The 14,814-nt window shown below is 63.1% G+C and carries 16 protein-coding genes; 12 read left to right on the top strand and 4 right to left on the bottom strand.

The window, feature by feature from the left end:
- Positions 1-70 precede the first annotated feature (70 nt).
- Complete coding sequence (locus AC1Q61_RS22670) at positions 71-778, bottom strand: alpha/beta fold hydrolase (protein WP_007736265.1); 708 nt, start codon at positions 776-778, stop codon at positions 71-73.
- An 80-nt stretch (positions 779-858) separates the two neighbouring features.
- Between AC1Q61_RS22670 and AC1Q61_RS22665 the strand changes: the two genes are divergently transcribed.
- Positions 859-1,569: a helix-turn-helix transcriptional regulator gene (locus AC1Q61_RS22665; RefSeq protein WP_007736264.1), complete on the top strand. Its 711-nt coding sequence runs from the start codon at positions 859-861 to the stop codon at positions 1,567-1,569.
- Positions 1,570-1,574: 5 nt separating this feature from the next.
- Here AC1Q61_RS22665 and AC1Q61_RS22660 read toward each other — a convergent pair whose 3' ends face one another.
- Together AC1Q61_RS22660 and AC1Q61_RS22655 are read right to left on the bottom strand one after the other, a co-directional pair.
- On the bottom strand, positions 1,575-1,991 hold the full coding sequence (locus AC1Q61_RS22660; RefSeq protein WP_042925847.1) for a DUF1801 domain-containing protein: 417 nt from the start codon (positions 1,989-1,991) through the stop codon (positions 1,575-1,577).
- Between the two features lies 1 nt (position 1,992).
- Positions 1,993-2,361, bottom strand: a complete 369-nt coding sequence (locus tag AC1Q61_RS22655) for a DUF1844 domain-containing protein (protein ID WP_007736262.1) — start codon at positions 2,359-2,361, stop codon at positions 1,993-1,995.
- A gap of 369 nt (positions 2,362-2,730) precedes the next feature.
- Here AC1Q61_RS22655 and infC point away from each other — a divergent pair, with 369 nt between their 5' ends.
- From infC to pheT, 6 genes are all read left to right on the top strand, one after another.
- On the top strand, positions 2,731-3,423 hold the full coding sequence (gene infC, locus AC1Q61_RS22650) for a translation initiation factor IF-3 (protein ID WP_003944008.1): 693 nt from the start codon (positions 2,731-2,733) through the stop codon (positions 3,421-3,423).
- 43 nt (positions 3,424-3,466) lie between these two features.
- The gene (gene rpmI, locus AC1Q61_RS22645; RefSeq protein WP_003944043.1) at positions 3,467-3,661 is read left to right on the top strand and encodes a 50S ribosomal protein L35; all 195 of its coding nucleotides are present in this window, start codon (positions 3,467-3,469) and stop codon (positions 3,659-3,661) included.
- A 63-nt stretch (positions 3,662-3,724) separates the two neighbouring features.
- The gene (gene rplT / locus AC1Q61_RS22640) at positions 3,725-4,114 is read left to right on the top strand and encodes a 50S ribosomal protein L20 (protein ID WP_003944011.1); all 390 of its coding nucleotides are present in this window, start codon (positions 3,725-3,727) and stop codon (positions 4,112-4,114) included.
- A 23-nt stretch (positions 4,115-4,137) separates the two neighbouring features.
- Positions 4,138-4,968 (top strand): TrmH family RNA methyltransferase, encoded by an 831-nt coding sequence (locus tag AC1Q61_RS22635; protein ID WP_030536731.1) that lies wholly within the window; start codon positions 4,138-4,140, stop codon positions 4,966-4,968.
- 170 nt (positions 4,969-5,138) lie between these two features.
- Positions 5,139-6,209, top strand: a complete 1,071-nt coding sequence (pheS, locus tag AC1Q61_RS22630) for a phenylalanine--tRNA ligase subunit alpha (RefSeq protein WP_003944109.1) — start codon at positions 5,139-5,141, stop codon at positions 6,207-6,209.
- A 60-nt stretch (positions 6,210-6,269) separates the two neighbouring features.
- Positions 6,270-8,756, top strand: coding sequence for a phenylalanine--tRNA ligase subunit beta (pheT, locus tag AC1Q61_RS22625; protein WP_162114717.1), 2,487 nt, complete (start codon positions 6,270-6,272; stop codon positions 8,754-8,756).
- A 58-nt stretch (positions 8,757-8,814) separates the two neighbouring features.
- Here pheT and AC1Q61_RS22620 read toward each other — a convergent pair whose 3' ends face one another.
- The gene (locus AC1Q61_RS22620; RefSeq protein WP_042925852.1) at positions 8,815-9,876 is read right to left on the bottom strand and encodes an Lrp/AsnC family transcriptional regulator; all 1,062 of its coding nucleotides are present in this window, start codon (positions 9,874-9,876) and stop codon (positions 8,815-8,817) included.
- 56 nt (positions 9,877-9,932) lie between these two features.
- Between AC1Q61_RS22620 and AC1Q61_RS22615 the strand changes: the two genes are divergently transcribed.
- The 5 genes from AC1Q61_RS22615 to argC all read left to right on the top strand — a co-directional run bounded on the left by AC1Q61_RS22615 (position 9,933) and on the right by argC (position 14,782).
- Complete coding sequence (locus AC1Q61_RS22615) at positions 9,933-11,252, top strand: flavin-containing monooxygenase (protein WP_007736253.1); 1,320 nt, start codon at positions 9,933-9,935, stop codon at positions 11,250-11,252.
- On the top strand, positions 11,252-12,163 hold the full coding sequence (locus AC1Q61_RS22610; RefSeq protein ID WP_042925863.1) for a bile acid:sodium symporter family protein: 912 nt from the start codon (positions 11,252-11,254) through the stop codon (positions 12,161-12,163). Before AC1Q61_RS22615 ends, AC1Q61_RS22610 begins: the two co-directional genes overlap by 1 nt.
- On the top strand, positions 12,160-13,095 hold the full coding sequence (locus AC1Q61_RS22605; RefSeq protein ID WP_215515932.1) for an SDR family oxidoreductase: 936 nt from the start codon (positions 12,160-12,162) through the stop codon (positions 13,093-13,095). The genes AC1Q61_RS22610 and AC1Q61_RS22605 overlap by 4 nt, the downstream gene beginning before the upstream one ends.
- Positions 13,096-13,211: 116 nt before the next feature.
- On the top strand, positions 13,212-13,673 hold the full coding sequence (locus tag AC1Q61_RS22600; RefSeq protein WP_042925854.1) for a hypothetical protein: 462 nt from the start codon (positions 13,212-13,214) through the stop codon (positions 13,671-13,673).
- Between the two features lie 38 nt (positions 13,674-13,711).
- Entirely contained in the window at positions 13,712-14,782 is a 1,071-nt protein-coding gene (gene argC / locus AC1Q61_RS22595; RefSeq protein WP_019748609.1) for an N-acetyl-gamma-glutamyl-phosphate reductase, read from the top strand.
- The last annotated feature ends 32 nt before the right edge of the window (positions 14,783-14,814 follow it).

Here is a 14,814-nt window from a genome sequence, read left to right as displayed (position 1 = left end):
GAACGTGAGCAAGTAGAAGTCGGTCAGTGATGCCGGGTCGGAATCCGATCCGGCATCACTGCTTTGTCGATCAGGAAGCGGCGGCCTCGAGGATCACCTGGGCGACGTCTTCGGGGCGCGACCACATCGGCCAATGGCCGGTCGGGAGGTCGACGTACGTCACGGGGAGTTTCGCTAGTTCGGCGGCCATCGGATGACCTCCGTCGGCCATCTGGGCGATCACCGCGGAGGGGAACGTGCTGCAAACGACGGTTGACGGCACCTGGTAGCGCTTTTCGTTCGTCAGGACAATCGGCTCACGCGCGGGCCCAGCCGGTTCGGGTACCGCGTTGGCGCGGAACGTCTCCAGAGCTTTCTCGTCGAGTCCTTCGAGGCTGCTGCCGTCCGCTTCGAGCTCTGCCCACGTGGGGAGCGGAATCTCGATGACATCGGAAGCCAGATCCGGTCGCAGCGCTGCGCCGTCGGGCATGGGGCCCGAGTCGACGTAGACGATCCGAGCGACGCGATCCGGGATGCGATCGGTGACGGCGTACCCCACCGGGCCGGCGCCGCTGTGTACGACCAAGACCGTGCGCTCGTCGGAGTCCGATACGGCGTCGACGACTGCACGGACGTGAGCGTCGAAGGTGACCGCTGATCGATCTGTGTCTACTGAGTCGAGCCCGGGCAGTGTCAGGCTGGTCACGCGGGTGTCGGAACGTTCGAGGTGGGGGAGGACTGCGTCCCAAGCCCATGAACCGAGCCAGAATCCGGGAACAAGAACGATGTGAGTTTTCATGTACTCACAGTGCACCCGGGTTGGTGACAACAGAGTGTCACCAATTATGTCACCGTTTGGTATCGGAATCTGAGACACTGGTGAACGTGAATCGAGCTGCGAGATTGCATGCTCTCGTCGAGGAACTTCGGCGACAGGGCGATCGAGGGACTACGTGCTCCCGATTGTCCGAGGAATTCGGTGTCACCACCCGGACGATCAAGAGGGATATCGAGACGCTGATGATGTCAGGTGCGGCGATCGAAGCGCGCTCAGGCCCCGGGGGTGGTTACCGACTCGTAGGTCGCGCCACGCTACCGCCGGTGAATTTCACTGTTCCGCAAGCAGTTTCGATCGCGTTGGCCTTGACGGCGATGGGTGATGCTCCGTTTGCGCCGGATGGGCGAGCAGCGCTGGCGAAACTGCTCGATGTGATGGACGAGGAGAGTCGTCGCAAGGTCGCGGAGCTCGGCGGCCGCGTGTGGATTCGCGGTGACGGCGGGGCTCTGACGGATTCGCGCGCGAACCGGCAGGCCGTCGAGCAGGGTCTCGAGCAGAGTCGCGTCGTGTCGTTGCACTACGTGGATGGGGACGGTGCGGAGACGGTGCGGGCAGTTGAGCCGCACATTCTGGCGCAGGACCGTGGGCGGTGGTTTCTTATCGGCTGGTGTCGCCAGCGCGACGCGGTGCGGTGGTTTCGACTCGATCGAATGCGTCGGGCCACGCTGACGAACGATCACTTCACACCACGCGATTCGACCGTCTTCGGGCAACCGCCCGAAGACGCTCGGCCTGTTTCTCCCCGTAGGTGAGTGACTCAGTCGATCATGTTGCGGGCTGCGGCAACGGAATCCGTGATCAGTTCGGTCAGGGTCGTCATATCGACGTCGCTCAGCCGTTTGACGTACAGGCAGCCCTTGCCGATTTTGTGCTTGCCGAGGCGAGCGAGCGTGTCGGTGTAGTCGTCGAAGTTCAGCGACAAGTACAACGTGAGCGCGGTGGCCCTGGGGGAGAACCCGATCAGTGGGGTGTCACCTTCGTGGCCACTCGCATATCGGTAGTGCCGTGCCCCGAATCCGATGATGCTCGCGCCCCACATGACAGCAGGCTCGCCGGTTGCGGCCGACAGCAGGGAGATCAGCTCCACGGCGTCGGCGCGTTTGCGGTCGTCGACGCGTGAAATGAATGCGTCGACGTCCTCGGGCGTCGGTTGAGTCTTGTTGGCGGTTGCCAATTCAGTAGACCGGACCGGTGAACTTCTCGCCCGGTCCCTTTCCTGGCTCGTCCGGGTGCGAGGAGGCCTCACGGAATGCGCGCTGCAGGGCTTGGAGGCCTTCACGGATGGGTCCGGCATGAGGGCCGAGGTATTCGACCGACGCAGTCACGAGTCCGGCAAGTGCCGTGATGACTCGACGCGCTTCGTCGAGGTCCAGGTAGGGGCTGGAAGACGGATCGGCGTCGGAGAGGCCGAGTTTTTCGGCAGCCGAACTCATCAGCATCACTGCAGCACGGCTGATGACCTCGACCGCGGGAACTTCGGAGAGTTCGCGGACGTCGGGGTTCGCGCCGTCGGTGTTCTGTTCTGCCTCGAAGTTCTCACTCATGGATGTAAGGATTCCATCAGGCCGTGACGGTGTTGAATCGGGCCTCTCCCGGCAGTACTGGGAGCGGCACCGATTTCTTTCATCTGTGGCGACCTGTTACTCTTGTTGCAACGACCGCCTCCGACTTGTTCGGGGGCAGCAAGTGGAGTCCGACTCCCACCTCTGCGCGGCAGGTGAAACTGCAGTTCAGTGGTTCCGGTCACCTGTTATCGGAGATCATTCTTCGTCAGGTTCCTCGCTCAGTCGAGGAGATAGGTTTCGGCGTGAGCTGGATCTTATGTGATCGGTCGACATCGGGCCCCGCGGATGAGCAATCATCACAGCGGGGCTTTTTTGTTGGGGTGCGGGCGGTACGGGCTGCGTGCGGTCATGAAGACCGCACCGTTCAACCTAGGAGGCCCCATCAGCACTGAGACCCGCATCAACGATCGTATCCGCGTTCCCGAGGTTCGTTTGGTCGGACCTGGCGGCGAACAGGTAGGCATCGTGCGTGTTGAAGATGCACTCCGCTTGGCCCTTGAGGCCGACCTCGACCTGGTCGAGGTAGCTCCTGACGCCCGTCCACCGGTCTGCAAGATCATGGACTACGGCAAGTTCAAGTACGAGGCTGCACAGAAGGCACGTGAGTCACGTAAGAACCAGCAGCTGACGGTCATCAAGGAGCAGAAGCTCCGACCCAAGATCGACGACCACGACTACGAGACCAAGAAGCGCAACGTCGTTCGCTTCCTCGAAGCCGGTTCCAAGGTCAAGGTCACGATCATGTTCCGCGGACGTGAGCAGTCACGCCCCGAACTCGGCTACCGCCTTCTGCAGCGTCTGGGAGCAGACGTCGCAGATCTCGGATTCGTCGAAACCTCGGCAAAGCAGGACGGCCGAAACATGACGATGGTCCTGGCACCGCACAAGGGCGCCAAGACTCGTGTCAAGGCGCAGGAGAGCGCTCAGGCGCCAGTGGCTCAGGCTGCTCCGCGTCCGGCTCCGGCCGCACCGGCTTCCAGTGAAGCAGCTCCGGAAGCACCGGCGACCGGCGATGCCGCTCCCGAGGCTCCGGCCAGCTAGTCGATTTCCCAAGATCCACCACGTAACAAGAACTGAGGACTCCATGCCCAAGATGAAGAGCCACAGCGGCGCCTCGAAGCGATTCAAGGTGTCCGGCAGCGGAAAGCTCATGCGCCAGAAGGCCGGCCGTCGCCACCTTCTCGAGCACAAGTCCAGCAGGGTTACCCGTCGTCTCGACGGTGTCGCTGTTGTCAGCCCTGACGACGCTCCGCGCATCAAGCGCATGCTCGGCATCTGAGTCGCCCCCTTACTGACCACCCGGGGCCGTACTTTCAGCCCCTAGATTGACAGGATTTTTCAAGTGGCACGCGTAAAGAGGGCGGTCAACGCCCAGAAGAAGCGTCGTTCAATTCTTGCTGCATCCAGCGGCTACCGTGGACAGCGTTCGCGTCTGTACACCAAGGCCAAGGAGCAGCAGCTCCACTCGCTCACCTACGCGTACCGCGACCGTCGTGCGCGCAAGGGCGAGTTCCGCAAGCTGTGGATCACGCGTATCAACGCTGCAGCTCGTGCAAACGACATCACGTACAACCGCCTCATCCAGGGCCTGCGTCTGGCAGAGGTCGACGTCGACCGCAAGATCCTGGCCGAGCTCGCTGTCTCCGATGCCGAGGCCTTTGCCGGCCTGGTCGCACTCGCGAAGGCCGCTCTGCCGGCTGACGTGAACGCTCCTGCCGGAGAAGCAGCCTGATTCACGCATCACAGCAACGGCCCGTGGACCCGCTCACCGAGCGGACTCCGCGGGTCGTTTCTGCTGTCAAGCTCCTGCGCACAGCAGAACGACGCAAAGCAGGACGTTTCCTCGTCGAGGGCGAGAACTCGGTCACCGAACTGTTGAACGGTGCACTCTCGAATGGCGAGGCCCGCCCGGTACACGACCTCTTCTACACCGAGGACGCAGCCGAGCGCTATCAGCACGTCATCGATCGGGCGCTGACCGCTGGAGTTCGTGTTGCTCGTGTGACCGATCGAGCAATCAAAGCTCTCAGCGATACCGTCACGCCGCCCGGACTCGTTGCCGTCAGCGATCTACTGGACGTACCGCTGAGCGCAGCCGTCCATCAGGAGACCCGCCTGCTCGCAGTGCCGGTCGAGGTCAACGAACCAGGTAACGCGGGCACCGTCATTCGCATCGCCGACGCAGTGGGTGCCGATGCGGCAATCCTCGCCGGCGACAGCGTCGATCCGCATAACGGCAAGGTCGTTCGTTCGTCGGCGGGCAGCCTGTTTCACCTGCCAGTCGTCCGCGATCGAGACACAGTGTCGGTGATCGAGCAGATTCGCGCAGCCGGCATTCAGATTCTCGCGACTGCAGCTGACGGCGAGGTCGATCTCGACGAGGCCGACGAGTTGCTGAGCAAGCCGACGGCCTGGCTGTTCGGTAACGAAGCGCACGGTCTCGATCCGGCGATCGCCGCGCAGGCTGATCATCGGGTCAGGATTCCGATCCATGGCCGCGCCGAAAGCTTGAACCTCGCGACAGCGGCGGCAATTTGCCTGTACGCAAGCGCGCGGGTGCAAAATCGCGCCACCGATCACGGCTGAAAACGCACGCGAAGACCTCACGGAATCCCATTTGCGGAAGCCTGAGACAATACAAGAGCAGAGACAATGCTCGAGCGAGTTCGAAAGCTCGCTCGCAGTACAAGAAGTAAGCAGTACAAGAAGCACGCAGTACGAGAAGTAAACCGAGAAGCGACAGGAGCGTCACAGCCGTGGCCAAAAATGAGGGCGCGACACCGCCGGAGGTCGACGCGAGTGTACTCACCGAAGAGGCGTTGACCGCTGCGGCTGAGAACGCCGAGAAGGCGCTGGCGGACGCCGCTGACCTGGATGCGCTGGCGCACGTCAAGGTGGAGCACCTGGGGGACAAGTCCCCGATCGCCCTCGCTCGCCGGGGACTCGGCAGCCTTCCGGGCAAGGAAAAGGCGGACGCCGGTAAGCGCGTCAACATCTTCCGCACTCGGATCAACAACGCGTACGACGCTCGTCGTGAGGTCCTCCTCGCCGAGCGTGACGCCGCGGTGTTGGTTGCCGAGGCAATCGACGTCACTCTGCCTTCCGATCGTCACCCCGTCGGGGCGCGTCACCCGATCAGCCTGATTTCCGAGCAGGTCGCCGACGTATTCGTCGCGATGGGTTGGGAAGTTGCCGAGGGTCCGGAGGTGGAGACCGAGCACTTCAACTTCGACGCGCTCAACTTCTTGCCGGATCACCCTGCCCGCACGATGCAGGACACCTTCCACCTGGCACCCGAGAACTCGCGCCAGGTGCTGCGTACCCACACCTCGCCGGTGCAGGTCCGCACCATGCTCTCGCGTGAGGTACCGATCTACGTGGTGTGCCCGGGCCGCACGTTCCGCACCGATGAACTCGATGCGACCCACACGCCTGTCTTCTCGCAGGTCGAAGGCCTGGCCGTCGACAAGGGCCTGACCATGGCCAACCTGCGCGGGACTCTCGACGCGTTCGCTCGTGCCCTTTTCGGCCCCGAGACGCGTACCCGTATGCGCCCCAACTACTTCCCGTTCACGGAACCGTCGGCCGAGGTCGATGTCTGGTTCGCGAACAAGAAGGGCGGCGCAGGCTGGGTCGAGTGGGGCGGCTGCGGCATGGTCAACCCGAACGTTCTGCGCGCCAGCGGTATCGATCCCGACGAGTACTCGGGTTTCGCATTCGGCATGGGCCTCGAGCGGACCCTGCAGTTCCGCAACGGTATCCCGGACATGCGCGACATCGTCGAGGGTGACGTGCGTTTCACGCTGCCCTTCGGTGTCGCAGGCTGACCGATCCGGTCCGCGGAACCTTCACAAAGACTTATCGACAAACGAGAGAGCTGAGCAGACGTGCGAGTAGCGCAATCCTGGCTGACCGAGATCCTGCAGCGGGCAACTCCGGACTGGGAGGTGACCCCGGAAGAGCTGGACGCCGGGTTCGTCCGGGTGGGACTCGAAGTCGAGGAACTCGACACACTCGAGGCGATCGACGGCCCGTTGGTCGTCGGCAAGGTCGTCTCCATCACCGAACTGACCGAGTTCAAGAAGCCGATCCGCTTCTGCCAGGTCGAGGTCGGCGAACCCGAGCCTCGCGGCATCGTCTGTGGCGCGCGTAATTTCAACGAGGGTGACCTCGTCGTCGTTGCGTTGCCCGGCGCGGTGCTGCCCGGCGGATTCGAAATCGCCACTCGCAAGACGTACGGCCAGGTGTCCGACGGCATGATCTGCTCCGTCTCGGAACTCGGTATCGGCAAAGACCATTCGGGCATCTTGGTGCTCGAGCCCGGTACCGCCGAACCCGGCGCGGACGGCAACGAGTTGCTCGGTCTCGGTGACACGATCATCGAACTGAACATCACCCCGGACCGTGGCTACTGCTTCTCGGTCCGCGGTCTCACGCGAGAACTCGCGTGCGGCTTCGATCTCGAATACGCCGATCCCGCTTCGGTTCCCGCTCACCCGGCTGAGGGTGAAGCCTGGCCGGTGCGCCTCGAACCGGAGTCCAAGGCTTCGCGTTTCGTGATGCGGAAGATCACGGGTATCGATCCGCAGGCAGTGAGCCCGTGGTGGCTGCAGCGTCGACTGCTGCTCTCGGGTGTTCGCCCGATCTCGCCGGCAGTCGACGTCACCAACTACGTGATGCTCGAACTCGGTCAGCCTCTGCACGCGTTCGATGCGACCGCAGTGCAGGGCGACCTGGTGGTCCGTCGCGCCAAGGCGGGGGAGAAGCTGACGACGCTCGACGACGTCGAACGCACGCTCGATCCCGAAGACGTTGTCATCGCCGACGATTCCGGAGTCATCTCGCTGGCTGCCGTCATGGGCGGCGCAACCACCGAGGTGGGAACGGCAACGACGGACATCCTCCTCGAAGGAGCTACCTGGGATCCGCTCGCAGTCTTCAAGACGGCGCGCCGGCACAAGCTGCCGAGTGAGGCGAGCAAGCGTTTCGAGCGCGTCGTCGATCCGGCAATTCCGCTCGCGGCCGTCGACCGCGCAGCCGCTCTGCTGGTCGAGATTGCCGGCGGACGGATCGAACCGGTCCTGACCGACGTGGGCGATGTCGCCCCTCGCGCTGCCATTCGCATGGATATCGACCTGCCCGACCGTGTCGCCGGAGTCACGTACCCCAACGGCACCGCAGCTCGCCGCCTCACCCAGGTTGGCTGCAACGTCGAGGTCGGCGTCAGCGAAGAAGGACATGGCCAGTTGGTCGCGACGCCGCCGTCGTGGCGTCCGGACCTGGTGCAGCCTGCGGACCTCGTCGAGGAAGTTCTTCGCCTCGAAGGTCTCGAGCAGATCCCGTCTGTGCTTCCCGCCGCTCCGGCCGGACGTGGGTTGACTCCGTCGCAGCGGCGAAAGCGCACGGTCTCGAAGGCCGTGGCTCACGCCGGTTACGTCGAGGTCCTTCCTCCGGTCTTCCTGCCGACGAACGTCTTCGACGTCTGGGGCCTCGACGCGGATGATCCGCGCCGCAACACCAGCAAGGTCCTCAATCCGCTCGAAGCCGATCGTCCGGAGTTGGCGACCACGCTGCTCCCGGGTCTGCTGGAGATCCTGGCTCGCAACGCTTCTCGCGGTCAGCGTGATCTGTCGCTGTACGGCATCGCGCAGGTCGTCCTGCCGGGCCCCGACACCAAGCCGGTGGATGCATTGCCGGTGGATCGTCGTCCGACGGACGAGCAGATCGCGAACCTGATCGCGTCGTTGCCGGCTCAGCCCGTGCACATCGCTGCAGTGTTGAGTGGTTTGCGTGAGCCGAGCGGCCCCTGGGGCCCGGGCCGTCAGGCCGAGGCTTCGGACACTTTTGCAGCAGTGCGGGTCATTGCAGCTGCAGCAGGCGTCGAGGTGGAACTGCGTGCGGCGCAGTACCTGCCGTGGCATCCCGGCCGTTGCGCCGAGGTTGTCGTTGACGGCCACGTAGTCGGTCATGCGGGCGAACTGCATCCGGCTGTTCTCGAGCGTGCGGGATTGCCTGCGCGCACTTGTGCACTGGAGATCGACCTCGACGCTTTGCCGTTGGTCGAGAACCTGCCGGCGCCGCGCATTTCGCCCTTCCCCGCAGTGCTCCAGGACGTGGCGGTTGTTGTCGATCGCGATATTCCTGCGGCGAAGGTCCAGGAAGCTCTGCGTTCCGGCGGCGGCGAACTTCTCGAAGACATTCGCCTCTTCGACGTCTTCGAGGGCGAGCAGGTCGGTGAAGGCCGCAAGTCGCTCGCGTTCGCATTGCGATTCCGTGGTGTCGACCGGACGCTGACCGAGGACGAGGCCAGTGCCGCGCGCGATGCAGCAGTGGAGGCGGCTTCCAAGGCTGTCGGTGCGCAGATGCGTGGCTGATTTCCTCAACTGATCACAGAGCCCACGACCGTTGCCGGTGGTCGTGGGCTCTGTCGTGTTATCGGCTTTTCGACTGAGGTGAATCGGAAAGCCACACATCTGGCGCAACGGTGTCCGTCCGTCGCCCTTGCTGGTCGAGCACGTGGCCGAGCAGTTTGCGCAAATACAGCACGATGGATCGTTCCGTGACGCAAAGACCCGGAATCTCCTTGCGCAGACGAGTTTCGAATGCATCGAGTTCTGCAGGAGAATGCAGCCACAACTGAACCACCAGGTTGTCGGCGCCGACCACAGCGAAGCAGTTTCGGACTTCCGGCGCTCGGCTCAGCACTCGTCCTGCCGTATCGAGAAGCTCGGGTTCGACGCGGCACCACAGTGTGGCGAGCACGGGAAGGCCGGCCAGCGGCCGGGCAAATTCACACCGCAGCGCCACCAACCCCGAAGACGTGAGCCGGTCGATCTGGCGTTTGCACGCAGCGGGACTGACACCGATCGCGTCGGCCAGTTCCTTCATGGGAGTGCGCCCGTCGTAAGCGAGCTTCGTCAGAACCTTGCGATCCTGTTCGGAAATGCCGGTCGACCGAGCGCGCACGGCAGTACGGTTTTCGCTGGTGGTCAGCACACCCTTCTCGGACGGTGCCAGCGCATTGAGTCTCCATCGCCCACCTTCGGTGAACCAGCGTGTGATGATCGAGGTTCGTGTCGCCAGTACACCGTCGATCGTTGCGACGTCTTCCGAGATGAAGCGCGACATCGACGCCAGATCCGCGGTACCGGCTGTGACGAGCAGATCTGCTCTGCCCGTTGATGCTTCGATGGTCACGGCGTGGGCCGAGCGAGTCAGCCGTGCCGCGATGGTGTCGAGAAGAGCAGGTGAGCAATCGATTTCGATGATCGCTGTGACGATGCTGCCCAGCACCTGTGGCCCTGGAGTGACCGTGACCCAGGCCAACGACGATTCGGAGAGTCGATTCCAACGACGGGCGAGAGTCGCGGCGTCGAGTTCGAGTGGTCCGGCCAACGAAAGCCACTTCGATCGCGGTGCGAGCTGGAGCGCATTGATTATCCTCAGATCGATTTCATCTATCCTGCGACCGTTGCCGGCATCTGGTGCGCTCATAGCGTCATTATCCGGCATATTGCTGCAAGATTCGGACTATCTGCGACGCTCGACGGATGATCACAGAGGAGAAGTACGCGCTGATCGGAGCGGGCCCGTCTGGATTGGCCGGCGCGCGAAACCTCGATCGGGCCGGGATAGCGTTCGACGGCTTCGAGAGCCACGACGACGTCGGTGGGCTCTGGGACATCGACAACCCGCACAGCACCGTCTACGAGTCGGCGCACCTCATCTCTTCGAAGGGCACCACCGCATTCGCGGAGTTCCCGATGGCGGATTCGGTGGCCGACTACCCGAGCCACGTCGAACTTGCCGATTATTTCCGCGACTACGCCGATACTCACGATCTTCGCAGGCACTTTGCCTTCGGCATTACCGTCGTCGACGTTTCGCCGGTCGATTCGCTGTGGCAGGTCACCACGCGCAGTCGCAGCGGTGAGACAACAGTCGCGCGGTATCGAGGCGTGATCATCGCGAACGGAACGCTGTCGAAGCCGAACATGCCGACTTTCCGGGGCGACTTCACCGGCACGTTGATGCACACGAGCCAGTACCGCAGCGCCGAGATCTTCCGTGGGAAGAAGGTACTGGTCATCGGAGCGGGCAACAGTGGATGCGACATCGCCGTCGATGCCGTCCACCAGGCCGAGTGCGTCGACTTGAGCGTTCGGCGAGGCTACTACTTCGTTCCCAAGTATCTGTTCGGCCGACCCTCGGACACCTTGAATCAGGGAAAGCCATTGCCGCCGTGGATCAAACAACGCGTCGACACCTTGGTACTCAAGCAGTTCACGGGTGATCCGGTGCGGTTCGGATTTCCGGCACCGGACTACAAGATCTACGAATCGCATCCGGTCGTGAACTCGTTGATCCTGCACCACATCGGGCACGGTGATGTGCACGTGCGCGCCGACGTCGACCGGTTCGAGGGGAAGACGGTGCGGTTTGTCGACGGATCGTCTGCCGACTACGACCTCGTTCTCTGCGCCACGGGGTATCATCTCGACTATCCCTTCATCGCGCGCGAGGACTTGGACTGGTCGGGCGCTGCCCCGGACCTGTTCCTCAACGTCGCGAGTCGCCGCCACGACAATCTCTTTGTTCTCGGCATGGTCGAAGCATCCGGTCTCGGGTGGCAGGGCCGTTTCGAGCAGGCCGAGTTGGTGGCCAAATTGATCACCGCACGTACCGAAGCCCCCGCCGCGGCGCGGGAATTCTCGGCGGCGGCGGCCGGTCCTCCTCCCGATCTGTCCGGGGGATACAAGTACCTGAAGTTGGGACGAATGGCCTACTACGTGAACAAGGACGCCTACCGATCGGCGATCAAGCGACACATCGGACTGCTTGATGCCGCTCTGACGAAGGGAGGACAGTGATGCCGATCGACGACGTGGTGCTCAACTTCAACCCGGGATCGTTGATTATCCTCAACGTGGTGCTGGCCGCGATCATGCTGGGGATCGCCCTCGACACTTCGGTCGACGACTTTCGTCGTGCGCTCACCAAACCCAAGGCGATGGCGGTGGGTATTGCTGCGCAGTTCGTGTTGTTGCCGGCAGTGACTTTTCTCCTGACGCTGATTCTCTCGCCGGCTCCGTCGGTAGCACTCGGCATGATCCTGGTGGCGTGCTGCCCGCCAGGGAACATCTCGAACGTCCTGACTCACCGGGCGGGCGGCGACGTCGCACTCTCGGTGTCCATGACGGCGGTGTCGAACGTCCTCGCGATCTTCCTCATGCCGCTCAATCTTGCGTTCTGGGGGAGCCGACGCCCGGAGACCGACGCTCTGTTGCAGTCCGTGAACCTGAATGCGCTCGAGATGGTCGCGCAAATCACCCTGATCATCGGTGTGCCGTTCGTTCTCGGCATCTGGGCGGCACGAAGGTTTCCGGAGATCGCCGCGAAAGCGCAGCCTTGGGTGAAAAACGGTTCGTTGGTGGCGTTGTTGATCTTCATCGTCGCGGGGGTGTCGGGGAATGCGTCGTACTTCGTCGACTACATCGGGGTGGTACTGCTCGCGGTCTTCCTGCACGACACGGTTGCCCTCGCACTGGGATACTTCTGCGGCGCCGTCACCGGGTTGAACGAATACAGCCGTCGCGCCGTCTCTTTCGAGGTCGGCATCCGCAATGCCGGGCTGGGGCTTGGCCTGGTGTTCACGTTCTTCGACGGTCTCGGTGGCATGGCCGTCGTGGCCGGCTGGTGGGGGATCTGGGACATCATCGCCGGGTTGGCTCTGGCGACGATCTGGTCCAAGCGACGCGCCCGAAAGGCGGTACCGGCATGACCGTCGCACTCGTCACGGGCGGAAACGGGTTCCTGGGTACCGCTGTCATCGACGCACTGATCGCGCAGGGCATCACCGTCGTCTGTGTCGACCTCACGGTCAAGGACACGCCGGACGATCGCATCCGCCGCGTCAGGGCGGACGTCTGCGACCCCACAGAATTGGGGCGGGTGTTCGGTCAGTACCGACCGAACGTCGTGATCCACCTTGCGTCCATCGTGAATCCCGGCAAGAACACGACAGCAGAGCAGGAGTACCGCGTCGACGTCGACGGGACACGAAACGTGCTCGCGGCCTGCGTCGAACACGGGGTTGGACGGATCGTCGTGTCTTCGTCCGGAGCGGCGTACGGCTACCACTCCGACAGCCCACCGTGGATCACCGAGGACGTACCTGTCCGAGGCAACGACGAATTCACATACAGTCGCCACAAACGCCTGGTCGAAGAGATGCTCGTCGAATATCGCGTCGAACACCCGGAGTTGGAACAGGTTGTCTTCCGGATCGGCACGATCTTGGGTGAGAGCGTCGACAATCAGATCACCGCGTTGTTCGATCGCCGCAAGCTGCTCAAGGTTGCCGGGAGCGACAGCCCCTTCGTCTTCGTCTGGCACACCGATGTCGCGGGCGCTTTTGCGGAGGCCGTGACCGGAAACCAAGTGGGCATCTTCAATGTCGCGGGCGACGGCGCGCTGACCGTCGACGAGTTGGCTTCCCGGATGGGCAAGAGCACGGTGACGCTTCCTGCATGGTTGTTGCGAGGCGTTCTACGCGTCGGACGGCGATTGGGCGTAACGGAACACGGTCCGGAGCGCGTCGGATTTCTCCAGTACCGACCGGTTCTCGACAATCGGCGGCTCAAGGAACAGTTCGGGTACGTCCCCGAATACTCGAGCGAGGACGCGTTTGCCGCGTACCTCGCCTCACGCTGACCCCTTCGGCAGACAGTCGTGGAAGGATCGGAGTTGTCCGTCGGCGTTTCGAGAAGGGACTCACAGTGTCACGAAATGATGGGCCCGAACATGATGGGTCCGAGCACGATGGTTCCGTGCGCCAGGTAGTCGAGGCCGCCAGTGCACTCGACGACAAGGACTTCCTCGCGGTCGTTCGCGCAGTGGTCGAGCGTCGTCCGAGCTTGTCGGTCCTTCTTTCCGTGGTGGACACCGCTGCCGCGAGCCTCGAGCCGCACCGTGTAGAGGACGACAACACGATCACCGACGCCGAAGAAGTCGAACTGCCCGACACCGTTGTGGAGGTCGACGAGATCATCGACGTCCCGGTGGTACTTGCGACCGATCCGAGAATTCCCGAACCCGACTACACCGAAGGGGGAGTGCCCACTTTCGACCGCGTTCGGGAGAAGATAGAGGGGCGCTTCGGTACTTCAATAGGTTCGTCCGAACTGGCGCACGAGAGTCCTGCCGGAAAGTCCGTCGACGAGCAGTGGGACGAGCGCCAGAAGGCCGCAAAGGCCAAGCTCGAGGAGATCCGGCGATCCATGGGTAAGTAATTATGCATACCGATGCACAATGATGCATACTGTGTGACATGACTGAAGGTGGTACGACCGAGAACGCACGCAAGCCGATCAGAGTCGCCGTTGCCGGCGCCAGTGGGTACGCCGGTGGTGAGGTTCTGCGTCTGCTCCTCGGGCACCCGTCCTACGCCGACGGCAGTCTGGTGATCGGTTCGCTGACCGCCGGTGGCAACGCCGGTTCGACGCTCGGTGAGCATCATCCGCACTTGCTTCCACTCTCTTCGCGGGTACTCGAAGAGACCACTGTCGAAATCCTCTCGGGTCACGACGTCGTCTTCCTCGGTCTCCCACACGGAAATTCGGCTCAGTACGCCAAGTTGCTGCCCGAGTCGACGGTCATCATCGACTGCGGCGCGGACTTCCGGCTGCAGGATCCCGCAGCCTGGGAGAAGTACTACAAGAGCACTCATGCCGGTACCTGGCCATACGGTCTTCCTGAATTGCCCGGTGCCCGTGAGAAATTGGTAGGCGCAACCCGCATCGCTGTTCCGGGCTGCTACCCGACGGCAGCGAGCCTCGCGCTGGCCCCCGCCGTTGCCGCGGGGATCGTGGACTCACACGTGAACGTGGTTGCGGTCAGTGGCACTTCGGGCGCCGGCCGGGCACCGAAGGCTGATCTGCTGGGTTCCGAGGTCATGGGCTCCGTCCGTGCGTACGGCGTCGGCGGCGTCCATCGCCACACCCCCGAGATCATTCAGAATCTCTCGGCCGCAGGCGGCAAGGACATCAGTGTCTCCTTCACTCCGGTCCTCGCGCCCATGCCGCGCGGCATCCTCGCGACCTGCACGGCAGCCACCACGGCCACCGAAGAGCAAGCGCGCGAAATCTACGAAAAGGCATACAACGACGAGCCGTTCATCCACGTGCTGCCTGCCGGAGTCTTCCCGCAGACCGGTGCCGTGATCGGATCCAATGCCGTGCAGATCGGGGTCACCGTTGACGCCGACGCCGGTCAGCTCGTTGTCATCTCGGCAATCGACAATCTCACCAAGGGCACCGCCGGTGGCGCGGTGCAATCGATGAATCTCGCCCTTGGCCTACCCGAGACCGCAGGTCTCTCTACCGTGGGAGTAGCTCCGTGAGCACCGACAATCCGCAGCAGATCGACAACGCA

The sequence above is a fragment of the Rhodococcus sp. MPR-R1B genome (assembly GCF_058793255.1).
Note: the sequence above shows the minus strand (reverse complement) of the source record. Positions and strands in the feature narration are given on the sequence as shown.

What these genes read in the sequence shown, in the direction of transcription:
- AC1Q61_RS22605 (WP_215515932.1), top strand. Translation starts at nt 12,160, where the DNA reads ATGACCGTCGCACTCGTCACGGGCGGAAACGGGTTCCTGGGTACCGCT.
- AC1Q61_RS22610 (WP_042925863.1), top strand. Translation starts at nt 11,252, where the DNA reads ATGCCGATCGACGACGTGGTGCTCAACTTCAACCCGGGATCGTTGATT.
- AC1Q61_RS22655 (WP_007736262.1), bottom strand. Translation starts at nt 2,361, where the DNA reads ATGAGTGAGAACTTCGAGGCAGAACAGAACACCGACGGCGCGAACCCC.
- AC1Q61_RS22620 (WP_042925852.1), bottom strand. Translation starts at nt 9,876, where the DNA reads ATGAGCGCACCAGATGCCGGCAACGGTCGCAGGATAGATGAAATCGAT.
- infC (WP_003944008.1), top strand. Translation starts at nt 2,731, where the DNA reads ATGAAGACCGCACCGTTCAACCTAGGAGGCCCCATCAGCACTGAGACC.
- AC1Q61_RS22615 (WP_007736253.1), top strand. Translation starts at nt 9,933, where the DNA reads ATGATCACAGAGGAGAAGTACGCGCTGATCGGAGCGGGCCCGTCTGGA.
- AC1Q61_RS22670 (WP_007736265.1), bottom strand. Translation starts at nt 778, where the DNA reads ATGAAAACTCACATCGTTCTTGTTCCCGGATTCTGGCTCGGTTCATGG.
- rpmI (WP_003944043.1), top strand. Translation starts at nt 3,467, where the DNA reads ATGCCCAAGATGAAGAGCCACAGCGGCGCCTCGAAGCGATTCAAGGTG.
- argC (WP_019748609.1), top strand. Translation starts at nt 13,712, where the DNA reads ATGACTGAAGGTGGTACGACCGAGAACGCACGCAAGCCGATCAGAGTC.